We start from the raw sequence: 17,557 nt of genomic DNA, 5'->3' as shown, positions 1-17,557 counted from the left end.
TCGCTCTTGAACCCCACATTCCCGACCCTTCCGCGAGTCAGCCGACTGCTCGCCATACTCCTCTGCGCATCGGCGCTGGCTGCGTGCGACCGCAGCAAGCCGCCCGAGGCGTTGCTGGCGGAGGCGCGTTCGGCGTTCGAGCGTAATGATCTGCAGACGACGGCGATCCAGCTGAAGAACCTGCTGCAGAAGGATCCTTCGAACGCCGCCGCCCGCTACGAGTTGGGACGCCTCCACATGCTGACCGGCGATGCGCCGTCGGCGGTCAAGGAACTGACCCGTGCGCTCGATGCCGGGCATCCGGCGGAACAGGTGGCCCCCCTGCTGGCGCGCGCCATGGTCGAGGCCGGCGAGAGCAAGCAGGCGATCGAACGCCTGGGCACGACCAAGCTGTCGACGCCGGCCGCCAGCGCCGACCTCCGGGCCGCGATCGGTCATGCGCAGCTCGCGGTGGGCAACAAGGACGGCGCGAAAGTGGCTTTCGACGAGGTGCTCTCGGTCGACCCCAACCATCTCTATGCCGCACTGGGCAAGGCGCGCCTGCTCGGTACGCAGCGTGAATTCGCCAGTGCCCACGCGCTGCTCGACAAGGTGCTGGCTGCAGATCCGAAGAGTGCCGAGGCCTGGTTCCTCGATGCCGAGATGAGATCGGCGCAGGGGCAGTTCGAGCAGTCGATGGCGTCCTATCGCAAGGTCTACGAGGTCAAGCCGAGCAACGTCACGGCGCGCTTTGTCGTCGTGTCGGCGCTGGCGAACGAAGGCAAGATCGAAGAAGCGCGCAAGGAGCTGGCGGCGCTGCGCAAGGTATCGCCCAAGGCGCCGGAAGCCAACTATCTCGACGGCCTGCTGCTGGTGAAGGAGCGCAAGTTCGTCGAGGCGCGGGACCGTCTGAACAAGACGCTCGCTGTCGCGCCGAACTACGTGCCGGCGCTCGGACTGGCCGCGCTGACCGAATTCGAGCTGCAATCCTATGCACTGGCCGAACAGCACGCCGAAAAGGTGATCGCGCACGGCGGTGACTCGCTGTTCATCCGCAAGGTGCTGGTCGGCGCCTATCTGAGGACCGGCCGGCTGGACAAGGCGAGACAGGCGCTGGCTCCGCTGCTCAAGTCCAGCCCCGGGAATCCGGAAGTGCAGGCGCTCGCCGGTCAGGTCTATCTGACGGGTGGCGACGCCAAGGGTGCCGAGGCGGCGTTCGAGATCGCCGCGAAGAAGCAGACCGAAGACGCCGACGCGCAATCGCGGCTGGGCTTGAGCCGACTGGCGGCCGGCGATCGCGAGGGGGGTATCGCGGCGCTGGAAGAGGCGGTCAGGCTAGATGCGGCGAGCGGTCGGCCGGATCTCGTGCTGATCGTTGCGCATCTGCGCAACCGCGACGCCGACCGCGCGCTGGCGGCGATCGATGCGCTGGAAAAGAAGCGCCAGATCGACCCCATGAGCATCAATCTGCGTGGCACCGCCTATCTGCTGAAGAACGACCCCGACCGCGCGCGCGCCGAGTTCAAGCGTGCGCTTGAACTCGATCCCGCGTATTTCAGCGCGGCCAACAACCTCGCCCGCATGTACGTGACCGAGGACAAGATCGCCGACGCGGAAGCGGTGCTGCAGCAGTTCGTCGCCAAGTCGCCGAAGAACGCCGACGCGCTGATGGCGCTCGCCGGTCTCAAGGCACGCACGCCGGACGGCTCGCCGGAGTCGCTCAAGCTGCTGCGGCAGGCCATCGACGCCGATCCGAAGCAGGTGAATCCGCGGCTTGCGCTGATCGAGCTGCACCAGCTTTCGGGCGACCGCGGCAAGGCGCTGGCGGCCGCAAACGAGGCGCTCAACGCACTGCCGGACGAACCGCGCGTGCTTGACGCGCTGGCACTGGCGCAGGCACGTGCCGGCGAACTGGAAGCATCGGTGGCTACGCGTACCAAGCTGGTCGAGCGCGACCCGACCTCGGTTCGCGCTCAACTGAATCTGGCGGCTACCCAGGTTGCCGCGAAGCGGGACGCCGAGGCGATCCAGACACTGCGCAAGGTGCTGGCGCTGCAGCCGGAAACGGTCGAGGCGCAGAACATGCTGATCACCATCCACCGCAGCCGGAACGCGGTCGACGAGGCGCTCCGCGTGGCGCGCGACGTCCAGCGTCAGCGGCCCAAGGCGGCGCTGGGTTACGTGATGGAAGGCGAGCTGATGATGTCCTCGTCGAAGGCGGACCAGGCAATCAAGGCGTATCGCGAGGCCTTGAGCCGCGAGCGCACGGCCACCAACGTCACCCGCCTGCACGCGGCCCTCGAGCGGGATGACAAGGCGGCCGACGCGCGCGCGCTGGTCGATGGCTGGCTCAAGGACAATCCGAAGGACGTCGAGGTGCTGCTCTACCTGGGCGATGTCGCCCTGGTCCGCAAGTCGCTCGACGAGGCGCGGACACGTTACGAAGCGGCGCTCGCGCGCTCGGCGAACAATGTGATCGCACTGAACAACCTGGCCTGGATCGCCGCCCAGCAGAAGGATGCGCGGGCCCGCAGCTATGCGGAAAAGGCCTACGCACTGGCACCGCGCAACCCCGCCGTGCTCGACACCTACGGCGGCATTCTGCTCGCCGCCGGCGACGCTGATCGGGGTCTGGAGATGATGCGTCAGGCGGTCGCGGCGGCGCCGTTCGCCAACGATCTGCGCCTGAATCTGGCGCGGGGGCTTGCCGGCGCCGGGCGCAAGGGCGACGCGCGCAAGGAGCTGGAGCCGCTGGTTGCGCTGGGCAGCAAGTACGAACGTGCCGCCGAGGTGGCCGATCTGATGAAAACTCTTTGAACTGAATCCGGATAGAAAACCATGACCAAAGTTGCTGTGATCGGCCTCGGCTACGTCGGCCTGCCCCTGGCTGTCGAATTCGGCAAGAAGATGCCGACCATCGGTGTGGACATGTCGGCCGCCAAGGTGGCCGCCTACCGCGAATTCGTCGATCCGACCGGCGAGGTGAGCAGCGAGGACCTGCGCGCCGCCACCCAGCTGACGGTGACCACTGACGGTGCAGCGCTGGCCGAAGCCGACTACATCATCGTTGCCGTGCCGACGCCGGTCGATGACGCGCACCAGCCGGATTTCTCGCCGCTGGTCGGCGCTTCGGAAACCTGCGGCAAGCACATGAAGCGCGGCGCCATCGTCGTGTTCGAATCGACCGTCTATCCGGGCGCCACCGAAGAGGTGTGCATTCCGGTGATCGAGAAGTTCTCCGGCATGAAGTGGCTGCAGGACTTCAACGTCGGCTACTCGCCGGAACGCATCAACCCGGGTGACAAGGAGCGCACGGTCACCAAGATCCTGAAGGTGGTGTCGGGCGACACGCCGGATACGCTGAAGAAGGTGTCCGACCTGTACAAGGCGGTCATCACCGCCGGCGTCTATGAAGCGTCCAGCATCAAGGTGGCGGAAGCGGCCAAGGTGATCGAGAACACGCAGCGCGACCTGAACATCGCCTTCGTGAATGAACTGGCCATCATCTTCGGCAAGATCGGCATCGATACCGAAGAGGTGCTGAAGGCGGCGGGCACCAAGTGGAACTTCCTGCCCTTCCGTCCGGGCCTGGTCGGCGGCCACTGCATCGGCGTCGATCCGTACTACCTCACCCACAAGGCGGACATGCTGGGCTATCACCCGCAGGTCATCCTGGCCGGTCGTCGCATCAACGACGGCATGGGCAAGTATGTCGCCGAGCAGACGGTGAAGAAGCTCATCCAGAGCGGCGCCTCGGTCAAGGGCGCGAAGGCGCTGGTGCTTGGCCTCACCTTCAAGGAGAACTGTCCCGACCTGCGCAATTCGCGCGTGATCGACGTGATCCGCGAACTGCAGAGCTACGGCGTCGAGGTCATCGTGCATGACCCGGTGGCCGAGTCGAAGGAAGCCGAGCATGAATACGGCGTGTCGCTGACCGACTGGGACGACATTCCCAAGGTCGAGGCTATCGTGGCTGCCGTGTCGCACAAGGAGTTCGCCGCCCGTCCGCTGTCCGACTACGTCGGCAAGCTGAAGGCCGGCGGCGTGCTGGCCGACATCAAGTACCAGTTCGACGCGGCCGCGCTGGAAGCGCAGGGCGTCGGCGTCTGGCGTCTGTGAGACCCACGTGACACTGCCTGCAACCCTGCCCGAGTCCCTGTCTGCTGCGCTGGCCGCGCGCCCGCGCCGCTGGCTGGTGACCGGTGCCGCCGGCTTCATCGGTTCGCATCTGGTCGAAGTGCTGCTGCACGCCGGCCACAACGTGGTCGCGCTGGACAACTTCTCGACCGGCCATCAGCGCAACCTCGACGAGGTGCTGGGCGGCCTGCCGTCGCAGGCCGCCGCGCGCCTTGACTTCGTCGAGGGCGACATCCGCGATCTGGCGACCTGCGCCAGGGTGTGCAGCGGCGTCGACGTGGTGCTGCACCAGGCGGCGCTCGGCTCGGTGCCCCGTTCTCTGGCCGATCCGATCACCTCGCACGATTCGAACGTAAACGGCTTCCTGAACATGCTGGTCGCCGCGCGCGACGCCGGCGTCGGTCGCTTCGTCTATGCCGCCTCGAGTTCGACCTACGGCGATTCGCCCAACCTGCCCAAGGTCGAGGACGTGATCGGCAAGCCGCTGTCGCCCTACGCGGTGACCAAGTACATCAACGAGCTGTACGCCGACGTGTTCGGTCGCTGTTACGGCCTGTCCTGTGTCGGCCTGCGCTACTTCAACGTGTTCGGCGCGCGCCAGGACCCGGAAGGCGCCTACGCCGCGGTGATTCCGCGCTGGGCGCGCGCGCTGCTGCTCGGCGATACGGTGCAGATCAACGGCGATGGCGAAACCAGCCGCGATTTCTGTTACGTCGACAACGCGGTGCAGGCCAATCTGCTGGCCGGTCTGACCGAGCGTGCCGACGCGGTGAACACCGTCTATAACGTCGCCGCCCACCGTCAGACCTCGCTGAATCAATTGTTTGCAGCGATGCGTGACGAACTCGTGAAACGATTCCCGGACATCGCCGGCGCCCAGGCGCACTATCGCGACTTCCGTGCAGGTGACGTACGCCACTCGCTGGCCGACATTACCCGCGCGCAAACGCTGCTCGGCTACGCGCCGACACACGACGTGTCGCGCGGTCTGGCCGAGGCGATGAACTGGTATGTGGCGCGTTTTGCGCCGGCGACGCTTGCCTGACGATGAAGCCTGTACGACTCGCCCTGTTGATGGTTGCCTGCTGCGCCAGCGCGCCGGTGCTGGCGCTCGAGCCTGAAGCGGCCGCGCGCAGTCTGCTCGCCGAGGCGCGATCGTTCGAGCACGGCGAAGGCGTGCGGCGCGACACCGCCCGCGCAGCGGCGCTCTACTGTCAGGCGGCCAAGCTCGGTGACGCCGAGGCGCAGTTCAATCTGGCTTGGATGTACGCCAACGGCCGCGGTGTCGAGCGCGACGATGCGCTGGCCGCGACCTTCTTCGATCTGGCGGCCCGGCAAGGCCACGAACACGCGCAGCGCATGCTGCGCTTCACCGGTGCGCCGACGCGTGAACTGCCGCTGTGCATGCAGGATCCGCCGGAGCCCGAACCGGTGATGACCGCCGACATCGATCCCGATCTGGAGGCGGCCTTCGGTACCACTGCCGATCGCAAGCGCGTGATCGAGATCGTGCGCGAACTGGCGCCGCATTTCGACATCGACCCGCAACTGGTGCTGGCCGTGATCGGCACCGAGTCGAATTTCAATCCCAAGGCGCGCTCGCCGAAGAACGCGCAGGGCCTGATGCAACTGATTCCGGAAACCGCGCAGCGTTTCAACGTCCGCGATACCTTCGATCCGGTGCAGAACATCCGCGGCGGCATGGCCTACCTGCGCTGGCTGCTCGCCTATTTCGAGGGCGACGTGGTGCTGGCGACGGCCGGCTACAACGCCGGCGAGGGGGCAGTTGACCGCTACAAGGGCGTACCGCCCTACCGTGAGACGCGCGAATACGTGAAGCGCATCCAGACCCTGTTCCGCAAGACCGAGCATCGCTACGACCAGAACGTGACCACGCCGTCGCCGGTGCTGCGCACGCTCGTGTCCCGTCGTGGCTGAGCGCACACCGTACGATCGTCGGCGCCGCCTCGTCTGCGCGGCGTTGCTGTCGTCGCCGCTGCTGGCGCGTGCCGCGTTGAGCGACACCATCGTGCGCATCAAACCGTCCATCGTCATCGTCGGCACCAATATGCGATCGCGCGCGCCCAGCTTCGAACTGAAGGGCAGCGGCTTCGTCATCGGTGATGGCACGCTGGTCGCGACCAATGCGCACGTGGCCAGCGTGCCGCTCGACGCCGACCGTTTCGAAACGCTGGCGGTGATCGCCAGCGTCGACGGCCGTCAGCAACTGCGCGAGGCGCGTATCGTCGCCTCGAGCACGGAGAATGATCTGGCGATCCTGAAGATCCAGGGCGCCGCGTTGCCGGCGCTGAAGCTCGGCGACTCGTCCAACGTGCGTGAGGGCCAGTCGGTGGCCTTCACCGGTTTCCCGATCGGCAGCGTGCTGGGTTTCACCCCGGTGACCCATCGCGGCATCGTGTCGGCCATCACCCCGATGGTGATTCCGGTCGATAACGTGAGCCAGCTCAACGCGGCCAACCGCAACCGCCTGGCGCGGGGCACCTTCACCGTGTTCCAGCTCGATGCCACCGCCTACCCTGGCAACAGTGGCAGTCCGCTGTTCGATCCGGACAGCGGTGAAGTGATCGGCGTGATCAACATGGTGCTGGTCAAGGCGGGCAAGGAAAGCGTGCTGTCGCAGCCCAGCGGCATCAGTTACGCGATACCGGCCAGCCATCTGTCGGCCCTGCTCGCCACCGTGCGCTGAGGCGGCACGGGGGCGAAAACCGCGGCTGCTATAATTCGCGGCACTTTCGGCTTATTCTGCCGATCAATCCTGCCGAACCTGTTGCCCCAACGCCCGTCCATGTCCCTGTTTGCGCTCGGTCTCAACCACCACACGGCCCCGCTTGCCGTGCGCGAACGCATGACCTTCCTGCCGGAAGCCCTGCCCGACGCGCTCGGCCAGCTGACGCGCGTACGACCGGTGCAGGAGGCGGCCATCCTGTCCACCTGCAATCGCACCGAGCTGTACTGCGCGACCAACGACCCCGACAGCGCACTGGACTGGATGGCCGAGTACCACCGCATCGGCCCGTCAGAGATCGCCCCCTATATATACAGGTTGGAGCACCAGCAGGCGGTGCGCCACGTGTTCCGCGTGGCCAGCGGCCTTGACTCGATGGTGCTGGGCGAGCCGCAGATCCTCGGCCAGATGAAGCAGGCGGTGCGTCTCGCCGAGGGCGCAGGCACGCTGGGTGCGTTGCTGCATACACTGTTCCAGCGCAGCTTCGCCGTTGCCAAGGAAGTGCGTTCGACCACCGCGATCGGCGCCAACATCGTGTCGATGGCGGCGGCGGCGGTACACCTGTCGGAGCGCATCTTCGGCAGCATTTCCGGCCAGCGCGTGCTCTGTGTCGGCGCCGGCGAAATGATGGAGCTCTGTGCGGCGCACTTCGCCGGCTGTACGCCGCGCGACATGGTGATCGCCAACCGCACGCTCGACCGGGCGCAGGTGCTGGCCGAGCGTTTCGCGCGCAGCGACCTCAAGGTCGGTGCGATCCGCCTCGACGAACTGGGTGAGCGCCTGGCCGACTTCGACATCGTGCTGTCCTGTACGGCCAGTCCGCTGCCCATCATCGGTCTGGGCATGGTCGAGCGGGCGCTGAAGCAGCGCCGCCACCGGCCAATGGTGATGGTCGATCTCGCCGTGCCGCGCGACATCGAAGCGGAAGTCGACAAGCTGGGCGACGTATTTCTCTATACCGTTGACGATCTGGCGCAGATCGTCGATTCCGGCCTCGAATCGCGGCAGGCGGCGGTGGTCGAGGCGCAGGCCATCATCGACGCGCGGGTCGCCAACTTCCTGCAGTGGGTGCAGGCGCGCGAGGCGGTGCCGGCCATTCGCGCGTTGCGCGGTCACGCCGAGGAAATGCGCGCCGCCGAACTCGAGCGCGCGCTGCGCGCCATCGCCCGTGGCGAAGCGCCGGACCGCGTGCTCGACACGCTGTCGCGCAATCTGACCAACAAGCTGCTGCACGGTCCGACGCGCTTGCTCAACGAAGCACCGCCGGAGGCGCGCGAGCAGATCGAAGGCCTGGTGCAGCGCCTGTTCCCGCAGCACGACCGCGACGCCTAGCGGCGCGCCTGTCCGTCCGCCGTGCCGGCTCGTCCGGCGCGGGTTCTTCTCCTCGAATTCCTCCGCATGAAGCCGCGCATCGCCGAAAAACTCGAACAGCTGTCGACCCGACTCGCCGATCTCGACGCGGCGCTGGCCGACCCCGGCGTGACGGCCGACATCGATCATTACCGCAAGCTCACGCGCGAACACGCCGAACTGACACCGGTCATCGCGCTCTACCAGGCCTGGTGCCGGGCGCGCGACGACGGTGAGGCCGCGCGCGGCCTGCTGGCCGACGCCGACATGAAGGAACTGGCCCAGCTCGAAATCGAGCAGTCGGCCGCCGACATGCAGCGACTCGAAGGCGAGTTGCAGCGCGCGCTGCTGCCGAAGGATCCGGACGACGGTCGCAACGTGTTCCTTGAAATCCGCGCCGGCACCGGCGGCGACGAATCGGCGCTGTTCGCCGCCGATCTGTTCCGCATGTACTCGCGCTACGCCGAGCGCAATCGCTGGAAGGTCGAGGTGGTGTCGGCGAGCGAATCCGACCTCGGCGGCTACCGCGAAATCATCGCCCGGGTGAGCGGTGACGGCGTCTATCAGCGGCTCAAGTTCGAGTCAGGCGGCCACCGCGTGCAGCGGGTGCCGGTGACCGAAACCCAGGGCCGCATCCACACCTCGGCGTGCACGGTCGCGGTGATGGCCGAGGTCGACGAGGTGGCCGAGATCGACATCAATCCGGCCGACCTGCGCATCGACACCTTCCGCGCCTCCGGCGCGGGCGGTCAGCACATCAACAAGACCGATTCGGCGGTGCGCATCACGCACATTCCGACCGGCATCGTGGTCGAGTGTCAGGATGACCGCAGTCAGCACCGCAACAAGGCGCAGGCGATGTCGGTGCTGGCGGCGCGCATCCGCGACGCGCAGGTGCGCGCGCGCGACAGCCAGATCGCCTCGACCCGCAAGAGCCTCGTGGGCAGCGGCGACCGCTCGGAGCGCATCCGCACCTACAATTTCCCGCAGGGCCGGATGACCGATCACCGCATCAACCTGACGCTGTACAAGCTGGACGCCATCATGGACGGCGACCTGAGCGAACTGATGGACGCGCTGGCGCACGAGCACCAGGCAGAGCAGCTCGCGCAGCTGGCGGAGGAAGGCGCCTGACAGGCGTCCGCTCATGACGCTCGACGACTGGCTGCGCGCCGCGCGCACCCGCATCGACAGTCGCGACGCGCAGGTGCTGGCCGCGCACACGCTGAGCTGCGACCGCGCCGGACTGATCGCGCGCGGGCGCGACGCACTGGACGGGGCCACGCTGGTCGCACTCGATGCCCTGCTCGAACGGCGCGCGGCCGGCGAGCCGGTGGCCTATCTGGTCGGCCGGCGTGAATTTTTCGGGATGGATCTGGTGGTCGCGCCCGGCGTGCTGATTCCACGGCCGGAAACCGAGGGGCTGGTCGAACTGGCGCTGGCGCGCATCGGCGATCTGCCGTCGCCGCGCGTGCTCGACGCCGGCACCGGTTCCGGTGCCATCGCGCTGGCGATCAAGGCGCAGTGTCCGCATGCGCAGCTGACGGCGCTCGACCGCTCGGATGCGTCGCTGGCGATCGCCCGTGGCAACGCGCAACGGCTCGGACTTGAAGTCCGCTTCGTCGCCTCAAACTGGCTGGAAGCCATCGTCGACGAAAGCTTCGATTGCATCGTGTCCAATCCGCCGTATATTCGGGCCGACGATCCGCATCTGGCGCAGGGCGACCTGCGTTTCGAACCGCCGGCGGCGCTGGCCAGCGGTGAGGACGGGCTGGATGCCTTGCGCACGCTGTGCCGGCAGGCGCCGCAGCACCTGGTCGACGGCGGATGGCTGCTGTGCGAACACGGTTACGATCAGGCACCGGCAGTGCGCGCGCTGATGCGTTGCGCCGGGCTTGCCGACGTCGCGTCGTGGCGCGATATTGCCGGCATCGAACGGGTCAGCGGAGGACGGTTGGCCCCGGAATGATCCGACGTGGATGGAGCGTATTCGCCCCGTCTGCGTCCCTACACACTGTCCGTGCGCAGGCGCGGTCAGACAGCTGACTTTCAAACATCCGCAAAGGAAAGAGACATGAGTGCCCAGGAACGCATCAAGGAAACCGTCACCGGCAACCCGGTCGTGCTGTACATGAAGGGCACGCCGCAGTTCCCGCAGTGCGGCTTTTCCGCCACCGCCATCCAGATCCTGAAGCACCTCGGCGTGCAGAACCTGCACACGGTTAACGTGTTGGAAGACGCTGAAATCCGTCAGGGCATCAAGGACTACGCCAACTGGCCGACCATCCCGCAGCTCTACATCCGCGGCGAATTCATCGGCGGCTGCGACATCATGAAAGAGATGTTCCAGTCGGGCGAACTGAAGAAGGAGCTGGAGGGCCTCTGATCGACGCCCGTCGTGCGCGGACGCGGGGACTGTCCGCTTCCGCGCACAGGGTCGCTGCTCGAAGGTCGCTTCAGTCCGTTGCCGGCAAGGGCTGCGGATTGCCGTTCCACACCCATTCGAGCAGCGCCTCCAGCACCGGCTGAGCGCGTTTCGCGTTCGGGTGGTTGAGCCAGGCGACCATCAGCACGCGCTGACCGTTGCGGTCCAGCACATAGCCGGCAATGGATCGCGTGTCGGCCAGCGAACCGGTCTTCAGGTGTGCCTGGCCGGCCAGCGGAGATGTTTTCAGCCGCCGGCGAAGGGTTCCGTCGACCGCCAGCACCGGCATCGACGATACGAATTCGGGCATGACCGGGCTGGTCCAGGCGCGGCGCAGCAGCGCGGCCAGGTCGTAGGCCGACAGGCGCTCCACCCGAGACAGACCGGAGCCGTTGTCCATCACCAGGCTGGGCAGCGGCAGGTTGCGCTGCGCCGCCCAGGCACGTACGCCGGCGGCCGCGCCGAGCGTGTCCGCCGGCGCACCGGACGGAGACAGCGCGAGGAAGAGCTGGCGCGCCATTACGTTGTTGCTGTACTTGTTGATGTCGCGGATCACTTCGGCCAGCGGCGGCGAATCGATGCCGCCGAGCACCGCCGCGTTGATCGGCGCTACCCCTTCGCGCACCCGGCCGCTGATGTGCCCGCCCAGTTCCGCCCACATCGCGCGCAGCGCGCGAGCGAAGAAGTCGGCGTGCGGCAGCGGTGCGACGTTCCAGATGCGCTCGCCACAGTCGCGCGCGTAGCGGCCGCTGATCTGCAAGCTCAGTGCCCCGTTGCCGGCTGGCTGGACGGCGGCGAACAGCGTGTCCTTCCAGTCGCCGCAGTCACCCGCCACCAGTTGGACCCGGTTGTCGATCTGCACGCCGTCCAGCGGCGGTTCCGACCACAGCGCGGGCGCGCCACCGTCGGTGGGCTGCAACCGGACACGCAGTGCGTTGTGCGCCAGCAGCAGCGCGTCCGGGCCGACGTTGTAGGGCGCCAGCGGTTCGTTATCGAAGGCGCCCGGGTCGTGTGCGAGCGTGGCGTAGCGGCTGCGATCGGTCACCACGTCGCCGCGGATGTCACGGATGCCGCGGCTGCGCAATTCGCGCAGTAGCAGCCAGAACTGTTCCATCGACAACGCCGGGTCGCCGCTGCCGCGGATGTAGAGATCGCCGTCGAGCACGCCGTCGCGCGGCGCCACCGTGGCCAGCAGTTCGGTGCGCCAGCTGTAGGCCGGGCCCAGCGTGTCGAGCGCGGCGTAGGTGGTGACCAGCTTCATCACCGACGCCGGATTCATCGGCTGCTTCGCGCGGTGGCTGATCCGTGCCGGGCCGCCCTCGACCGACTGCACCACCACCGATATCGCCGACGGCGGGATGTCGGCCGCGCGCAGCGCCTGCAGTACCGGCACCGGCAGCACCGCCAGCGCGAGCGGCGACAGCAGGGTCAGCAGCGCAGCGAGCAGCAGGCGCATCGGCTCAGGCGATGCGCGACAGGTGGCGGCGCACCGAGGCGCTGGCACCCAGCCAGCCGAGCAGTGCGCAGAGGGCCAGCAGCACCGCCCAGTCGAGCACGGCCAGCGGACGCAGCACGAATTCCAGACTGTAGAGGCCAGCCAGTTCGCTCATCGGCTGCGCCAGCATGCGGGTCGCGACCAGCGTCAGAAGGCCAGCCAGCGCGCCGCCCAGCAGGCCCTGCAGTGCGCCGAACCAGTGGAAGGGGCGACGTATCCAGGCGTCGGTGGCGCCGAGCAGGCGGCTCACTTCGATCTCGTCGCGCTGGGTGAGCAACTGCAGCCGTATCGTGTTGAAGGTCACCGCGACCAGACCCAGGCCGAGCACGCCGGCCAGCATGGTGAGTGCCTGCCGGCCGAGCGCGATCAGCGCGTCCAGCCGCTTGGCCCAGTCGGAATCGAGCTGTACGTGTTCGACCTCGGGCAGCTTCGCCAGATCGGCGCGCAGCGCTTCGAGCCGCTCGGCGTCGGCGTTCTTCAGCCGCACGACGAAGGCGTCGGCGAAGGGGTTGTCCGGCAGCGCGTCGAGGATTTCCGCCAGCGCATCGTTGTCGCGGAAGCGCTTCAGCGCCGCGTCGCGCGAAATCAGTTCTACGCGGCCCTCCCTGGCAAGGGCGCGGATCTTCTTCTCGCTGTCTTTCACCACGTCGGCGCTCGCGCCCGGCTGCATGAACACCGATATTTCCGGCGCTGCGCTGACATTGCCCGCCAGCCGCTGCAGATTTCCGAGCAGCATGTAGCCGGTGGCCGGCAGTGCTGCGGCGATGCCGACCACGAGGGCGGCCAGCAGCGTGTTGAAGGGCTGGCGGACCATCTGTCGGGCGGCGCGCAGCCCTGCGCGCATCTGCAGACGCAGCCAGTTCATTGCAGCTTCCCGTGCGCCAGCGACAGCCGGCGCGGTGCGTAGCGTTCGAACAGTCCGCCGTCGTGCGTGGTCAGCAGCACGGTCACGCCCGCCTCGTTGAAGGAGCGGAACAGGTCGGCGATGTCGCGCGCGTAGGCGTCGTCGAGATGGGCGGTCGGTTCGTCGGCGAGCAGGATCTGCGGCCGGTTCACGATGGCGCGGGCGATGGTGAGGCGCTGCTGTTCGCCGCCAGACAGTTCAACCGGCATCGCCTTGTCGCGGCCAGCCAGGCCCACACGCTCGAGCGCGGCGCTGACCCGCTTCGCCGCTTCGCGCGGCGGGTGACTGCTGATGGCCAGCGGCAGCATCACGTTGTCGAAGGCGCTGCGGTCGAACAGCAGGCGCTGGTCCTGCATGATCAACCCGATCGAGCGCCGCCAGTAGGGCAGGGCGGCGCGCTTGAGCGCCGACACGTTTTCGCCGCCGACCAGCACCTGGCCTTCGGTCGGGCGTTCGAGCACCGCTAGCAGCTTGAGCAGCGTGCTCTTGCCGGCGCCGGAGTGGCCGGTCACCACCACCATTTCGCCGCGTGCGATGTCGATGTCGACGCGTTCAAGCGCGGTGTGGCCGCCGGGGTAACGCTTGGTGACCTGTTCGAAACGGATCATGCGTCGATCAGGCGCCTTGCGGGGTGTCGAACAGCGCGTCGACGAATTCGCCGGCGCGGAAGGGCTGCAGGTCGTCCACGCCTTCGCCGACACCGATGTAGCGCAGCGCGATCGGGCGCGACGGCGCGTGTTGCTTGGCGATGGCGGCGATGACGCCGCCGCGCGCGGTGCCGTCCAGCTTGGTCATGACCAGGCCGGTCACGCCGATGGCGGCGTCGAAGGCCTTTACTTGGGCCAGTGCGTTCTGGCCGATATTGCCGTCCAGCACCAGCAGCACTTCGTGCGGGCCGGTCGGGTCGGCCTTGGCGATCACCCGCTTCACCTTGGCGATCTCGTCCATCAGATGCAGCTGGGTGGGCAGCCGGCCGGCGGTGTCGGCCAGCACGACATCGATATTGCGGGCGCGGGCGGCATTGACCGCGTCGAACACGACTGCGGCCGGGTCGCCGGAATCCTGTGCGATCACCGCCACGTTATTGCGCGCGCCCCAGGTTTCCAGCTGTTCGCGCGCGGCGGCGCGGAAAGTGTCGCCGGCAGCCAGCAGTACGCTCTTGCCCTGGGCCTGGAAATGCTTGGCCAGCTTGCCGATCGAGGTGGTCTTCCCGGCGCCGTTGACGCCCGCGATCATGATGATGAAGGGCTTGTGCGCGTCGAGATCGAGCGGCTTTTCCAGCGGCGCGATCAGCTTCGTCAGCTCTTCCTTCAGCACGTCGCGCAGCCTGGCCGGGTCTTCGATGCGCTCGCGGCGCACCCGCTCGCGCAGCACGTCCAGCAGGTGGGTGGTGGCGTCCAGGCCGACGTCGGAGGTGATGAGCAGGGTTTCCAGCTCTTCCAGCAGTTCGTCGTCGACCTTGGTGCGCGAAAACAGCGCGCTGAGCTGGCCGCCGAGTTGCGCGCGGGTCTTCGACAGCCCGGCGCGCAGGCGCTGCGCCCAGGACAGTTTCGGCGCGGCCGCCTCGGGCGCGCTATCCTGCGCGACCGCAGTCGGCGGAGTTTCCGGCTGCGCGACCGCTTCGGGTGCGGCCGGCTTGTCCTTCTTGAAGAAACCAAACATGTGGGGGACGGTCAGTGAAGCACCGTGCAGACAGCCGCACGGCTTGAAAATACAGGCGCGATCAAGGGTTTGGCCCGGAACGCGTACTTTGGCGGAGAGTGTATCAGATGGATTTGCGCCGTTTTTCCAATGGCATCGTACTGTGTGGCGCACTGGCCCTGACGCTTGCAGTGGCGTCACCGGCCCGCGCCAACCCCTTCGAAACCACCTTGAGCAACGGCCTGCGCGTCATCGTCAAGGAAGACCGACGGGCGCCGGTGGCGATGCACATGGTGTGGTACCGCGTCGGTGCGATGGACGAGAAGGACGGCACCACCGGCATCGCCCACCTGCTCGAACACATGATGTTCAAGGGCACGAAGAAACTGAAGCCGGGCGAGTTCAACGACATCGTCGCCCGTGCCGGCGGCAACGACAACGCCTTCACCAGCCACGACTACACCGCCTATTTCCAGCGCGTGCCGGCGGCGGCACTGCCGAAGATGATCGAGCTGGAAGCCGACCGCATGCGCAATCTGGTCATCGGTGACGACGAGTTCGCGCGTGAGCTGAAAGTGGTGATGGAAGAGCGTCGGCTGCGCACTGACGACCAGCCGCAGTCGCAGATGCACGAACAGCTGATGGCCAGCGCCTTCATCGCCCACCCCTATCGCCGCCCGGTCATCGGCTGGATGAACGATCTGGAGAACATGCGTCCGGACGACGCGCGTGACTGGTACCGGCTCTGGTACGCGCCGAACAATGCCTACGTGGTGGTGGTCGGCGACGTCGACCACAAGAAGGTGTTCGAGCTGGTGAAGAAGCACTACGGACACATGAAGCCGGTTGCGCAACCGGTGCGCAAGGTGACCGCCGAACCACCGCAGACCGGCGAGCGCCGCATTACCGTCAAGGCGCCGGCCGAACTGCCGCAACTGGCGATGGCGTGGAAGGTGCCGAAGCTGAGCGATGTCGAGAACGATCGCGAGCCCTATGCGCTGGAGGTGCTGGCCGGCATTCTCGACGGCCACGCGGCGTCGCGCCTGCCGCGCGCGCTGGTGCGCAGCAGTCAGATCGCCGTCGAGGTGGGTGCCTATTACGACTCGACCGCGCGCGGCGAGGTCACCTTCATGCTCGGCGGGACGCCCGCCAAGGGGCACACGGTGGCGGAACTGGAGACGGCGCTGCGGGCCGAAGTGAAGCGCATCGCCGACGAAGGCGTGTCGGCCGCCGAACTCGAGCGCATCAAGACGCTGACCGTCGCTTCGCAGATCTACAAGCTCGATTCCACCTATGTGCAGGCGATGGAGATCGGCCGCCTGGAAGCGTCCGGCTACCGCTGGCAGGACGCCGACCGCATGCTGGAAAAGCTGCGTTCGGTCACCGCCGACGAAGTGCAGGCGGTCGCGCGCAAGTATTTCGGTGACGACACGCTGACCGTCGCCGTGCTCGATCCGCAGCCGCTCGACCCCGAAGCGAAGCCCCGCGCCAAGCCGGCCGGTCTGCGCCACTGATGCGTACGCACCACGATTCCCTGCAGGTGATTCCGATGATCCGATTCTTCCGCAGCGCGCTGCTGCGCGCCGTCAGCCTGCTGGCGTTCGCAACGCCGGCGCTGGCCAATGTCGATATCCAGCACTGGACCGCCGCCAACGGCGCACGCGTCTATTTCGTCGAAAGCCACGTGCTGCCGATACTCGACGTGCAGGTCGATTTCGACGCCGGCTCGGCGCGTGACCCCGAGGGTCGCAGTGGCCTCGCCGGCATGACCCATGGTCTGCTCGACTCCGGTGCCGGTGGCCTGGACGAGGACGCGCTGGCCGAAAAGCTGAGCGATCTGGGTGCGCGCCTGTCCGGCTCTGCCGACAACGACCGCGCCGGCCTGTCGCTGCGCACTTTGGCCAGTGCGCGCGAGCGCGAGGGCGCGCTGGCGCTGATGCGCACCGTGCTGACCGCACCCGAATTCCCGGCCGCCGTGCTCGAACGCGAGAAGGCGCGTGCCATCGCCAGCCTGCGCGAAGCCGACACCAAGCCGGACCAGATCGGCGCCAAGCGTTTCGCGAAAGCGCTCTACGGCGACCACCCCTACGGCCGCAGCGCCACCGTTGAATCGATTGCCGCGATCACCCGCGACGATGTGCTGGCGCACTACCGCCGCCATTACGTCGCCTCGCGGGCGGTGGTGTCCATCGTCGGCGACGTGACGCGCGAACAAGCGGAAGCGATCGCGCTGCAACTGACCGGCGACCTGCCGGCCGGCGAACCGCTGCCGCCGATCGCCGAGGTGACGATGCCCAAGGCCTCGACCGAGCGCATAGCGCATCCGGCCAACCAGAGCCACATCTTCGTCGGCCAGCCGGTGACCCGCCGCGGCGACCCGGACTTCTTTCCGCTGCAGGTCGGCAACTACATCCTCGGCGGCGGCGGCTTCGTATCGCGGCTGACCAAGGAGGTGCGCGAAAAGCGCGGTTACGCCTACAGCGTCTACAGCTACTTCAGCCCGCAGCGCCAGCCCGGCCCGTTCCAGATCGGTCTGCAGACGCAGCGCGCACAGGCGGCGGATGCGCTGAAGGTGGTCGATGAAACGCTGGCGTCCTTCATCGCCAACGGTCCGACCGTCGACGAGCTGAAGGCGGCCAAGCGCAATCTGGTCGATGGCTTCTCGTTGCGCCTGGACAGCAACCGCAAGCTGCTCGACAGCCTTGCGACCATCGGTTTCTACGGCCTGCCGCTCGACTGGCTCAGCAAATTCCAGGAGCGGGTCGAGGCGGTGACGGCGGCACAGGTGAAGGAGGCCTTCCAGCGCCGCCTGTCCGCCGACCACATGGTGCGGGTGATCGTCGCCGGCGACTGAGGGTTGGTCACTGCCGGCGGCGCCCG

The 17,557-nt window shown here is 67.4% G+C and carries 15 protein-coding genes; 11 read left to right on the top strand and 4 right to left on the bottom strand.

What is annotated here, in order from left to right; translation table 11 throughout:
* The first annotated feature begins 6 nt into the window (after window positions 1–6).
* The 9 genes from prsT (at window position 7) to grxD (ending at window position 10,598) form a co-directional block, all read left to right on the top strand.
* Window positions 7–2,796, top strand: coding sequence for an XrtA/PEP-CTERM system TPR-repeat protein PrsT (gene prsT, locus AC51BJ_RS17060; protein ID WP_496281029.1), 2,790 nt, complete (start codon window positions 7–9; stop codon window positions 2,794–2,796).
* A 21-nt stretch (window positions 2,797–2,817) separates the two neighbouring features.
* Window positions 2,818–4,098: a nucleotide sugar dehydrogenase gene (locus AC51BJ_RS17055; RefSeq protein ID WP_019916782.1), complete on the top strand. Its 1,281-nt coding sequence runs from the start codon at window positions 2,818–2,820 to the stop codon at window positions 4,096–4,098.
* Window positions 4,099–4,105: 7 nt separating this feature from the next.
* Window positions 4,106–5,161 carry an SDR family oxidoreductase gene (locus tag AC51BJ_RS17050; RefSeq protein WP_496281028.1) on the top strand — a complete coding sequence of 352 codons (1,056 nt, stop codon included), beginning with the start codon at window positions 4,106–4,108 and terminating at the stop codon, window positions 5,159–5,161.
* A 2-nt stretch (window positions 5,162–5,163) separates the two neighbouring features.
* On the top strand, window positions 5,164–6,054 hold the full coding sequence (locus AC51BJ_RS17045) for a transglycosylase SLT domain-containing protein (RefSeq protein WP_430435136.1): 891 nt from the start codon (window positions 5,164–5,166) through the stop codon (window positions 6,052–6,054).
* The gene (locus AC51BJ_RS17040; protein ID WP_496281027.1) at window positions 6,047–6,823 is read left to right on the top strand and encodes a S1C family serine protease; all 777 of its coding nucleotides are present in this window, start codon (window positions 6,047–6,049) and stop codon (window positions 6,821–6,823) included. Before AC51BJ_RS17045 ends, AC51BJ_RS17040 begins: the two co-directional genes overlap by 8 nt.
* 99 nt (window positions 6,824–6,922) lie before the next feature.
* The gene (gene hemA, locus AC51BJ_RS17035; protein ID WP_430435135.1) at window positions 6,923–8,194 is read left to right on the top strand and encodes a glutamyl-tRNA reductase; all 1,272 of its coding nucleotides are present in this window, start codon (window positions 6,923–6,925) and stop codon (window positions 8,192–8,194) included.
* Window positions 8,195–8,260: 66 nt separating this feature from the next.
* A complete protein-coding gene (gene prfA, locus AC51BJ_RS17030; protein ID WP_496281026.1) occupies window positions 8,261–9,346 on the top strand; it encodes a peptide chain release factor 1 in 1,086 nt (361 codons plus the stop codon).
* A 13-nt stretch (window positions 9,347–9,359) separates the two neighbouring features.
* A complete protein-coding gene (prmC, locus tag AC51BJ_RS17025) occupies window positions 9,360–10,181 on the top strand; it encodes a peptide chain release factor N(5)-glutamine methyltransferase (protein ID WP_496281025.1) in 822 nt (273 codons plus the stop codon).
* Window positions 10,182–10,286: 105 nt separating this feature from the next.
* Complete coding sequence (gene grxD / locus AC51BJ_RS17020; RefSeq protein WP_019916790.1) at window positions 10,287–10,598, top strand: Grx4 family monothiol glutaredoxin; 312 nt, start codon at window positions 10,287–10,289, stop codon at window positions 10,596–10,598.
* Between the two features lie 70 nt (window positions 10,599–10,668).
* Here the strand turns inward: grxD and dacB are convergent, their stop codons facing one another.
* The 4 genes from dacB to ftsY are packed head-to-tail and all read right to left on the bottom strand — an operon-like array spanning window position 10,669 to window position 14,698.
* The gene (gene dacB / locus AC51BJ_RS17015) at window positions 10,669–12,093 is read right to left on the bottom strand and encodes a D-alanyl-D-alanine carboxypeptidase/D-alanyl-D-alanine endopeptidase (RefSeq protein ID WP_496281024.1); all 1,425 of its coding nucleotides are present in this window, start codon (window positions 12,091–12,093) and stop codon (window positions 10,669–10,671) included.
* Window positions 12,094–12,097: 4 nt separating this feature from the next.
* Complete coding sequence (gene ftsX / locus AC51BJ_RS17010; protein ID WP_496281023.1) at window positions 12,098–12,997, bottom strand: permease-like cell division protein FtsX; 900 nt, start codon at window positions 12,995–12,997, stop codon at window positions 12,098–12,100.
* The gene (locus tag AC51BJ_RS17005; protein WP_020165844.1) at window positions 12,994–13,644 is read right to left on the bottom strand and encodes a cell division ATP-binding protein FtsE; all 651 of its coding nucleotides are present in this window, start codon (window positions 13,642–13,644) and stop codon (window positions 12,994–12,996) included. Before AC51BJ_RS17005 ends, ftsX begins: the two co-directional genes overlap by 4 nt.
* A gap of 7 nt (window positions 13,645–13,651) precedes the next feature.
* Complete coding sequence (gene ftsY, locus AC51BJ_RS17000) at window positions 13,652–14,698, bottom strand: signal recognition particle-docking protein FtsY (RefSeq protein ID WP_496281022.1); 1,047 nt, start codon at window positions 14,696–14,698, stop codon at window positions 13,652–13,654.
* 107 nt (window positions 14,699–14,805) lie between these two features.
* Here ftsY and AC51BJ_RS16995 point away from each other — a divergent pair, with 107 nt between their 5' ends.
* Window positions 14,806–16,191 (top strand): M16 family metallopeptidase, encoded by a 1,386-nt coding sequence (locus AC51BJ_RS16995; RefSeq protein WP_496281021.1) that lies wholly within the window; start codon window positions 14,806–14,808, stop codon window positions 16,189–16,191.
* Window positions 16,191–17,531: a M16 family metallopeptidase gene (locus AC51BJ_RS16990; RefSeq protein WP_496281020.1), complete on the top strand. Its 1,341-nt coding sequence runs from the start codon at window positions 16,191–16,193 to the stop codon at window positions 17,529–17,531. The genes AC51BJ_RS16995 and AC51BJ_RS16990 overlap by 1 nt, the downstream gene beginning before the upstream one ends.
* The last annotated feature ends 26 nt before the right edge of the window (window positions 17,532–17,557 follow it).

The organism is Methyloversatilis sp. S146-33, from assembly GCF_059552495.1.
The sequence above is the reverse complement of the archived record's forward strand: the minus strand, read 5'-3'. Positions and strand labels throughout refer to the sequence as shown.

Excerpts from the sequence above, each read along its gene's own strand:
- AC51BJ_RS17055 (WP_019916782.1), top strand. The coding sequence starts at position 2,818 with ATGACCAAAGTTGCTGTGATCGGCCTCGGCTACGTCGGCCTGCCCCTG.
- AC51BJ_RS17045 (WP_430435136.1), top strand. The coding sequence starts at position 5,164 with ATGAAGCCTGTACGACTCGCCCTGTTGATGGTTGCCTGCTGCGCCAGC.
- hemA (WP_430435135.1), top strand. The coding sequence starts at position 6,923 with ATGTCCCTGTTTGCGCTCGGTCTCAACCACCACACGGCCCCGCTTGCC.
- prfA (WP_496281026.1), top strand. The coding sequence starts at position 8,261 with ATGAAGCCGCGCATCGCCGAAAAACTCGAACAGCTGTCGACCCGACTC.
- prmC (WP_496281025.1), top strand. The coding sequence starts at position 9,360 with ATGACGCTCGACGACTGGCTGCGCGCCGCGCGCACCCGCATCGACAGT.
- grxD (WP_019916790.1), top strand. The coding sequence starts at position 10,287 with ATGAGTGCCCAGGAACGCATCAAGGAAACCGTCACCGGCAACCCGGTC.
- dacB (WP_496281024.1), bottom strand. The coding sequence starts at position 12,093 with ATGCGCCTGCTGCTCGCTGCGCTGCTGACCCTGCTGTCGCCGCTCGCG.
- ftsX (WP_496281023.1), bottom strand. The coding sequence starts at position 12,997 with ATGAACTGGCTGCGTCTGCAGATGCGCGCAGGGCTGCGCGCCGCCCGA.
- AC51BJ_RS17005 (WP_020165844.1), bottom strand. The coding sequence starts at position 13,644 with ATGATCCGTTTCGAACAGGTCACCAAGCGTTACCCCGGCGGCCACACC.
- ftsY (WP_496281022.1), bottom strand. The coding sequence starts at position 14,698 with ATGTTTGGTTTCTTCAAGAAGGACAAGCCGGCCGCACCCGAAGCGGTC.
- AC51BJ_RS16995 (WP_496281021.1), top strand. The coding sequence starts at position 14,806 with ATGGATTTGCGCCGTTTTTCCAATGGCATCGTACTGTGTGGCGCACTG.
- AC51BJ_RS16990 (WP_496281020.1), top strand. The coding sequence starts at position 16,191 with ATGCGTACGCACCACGATTCCCTGCAGGTGATTCCGATGATCCGATTC.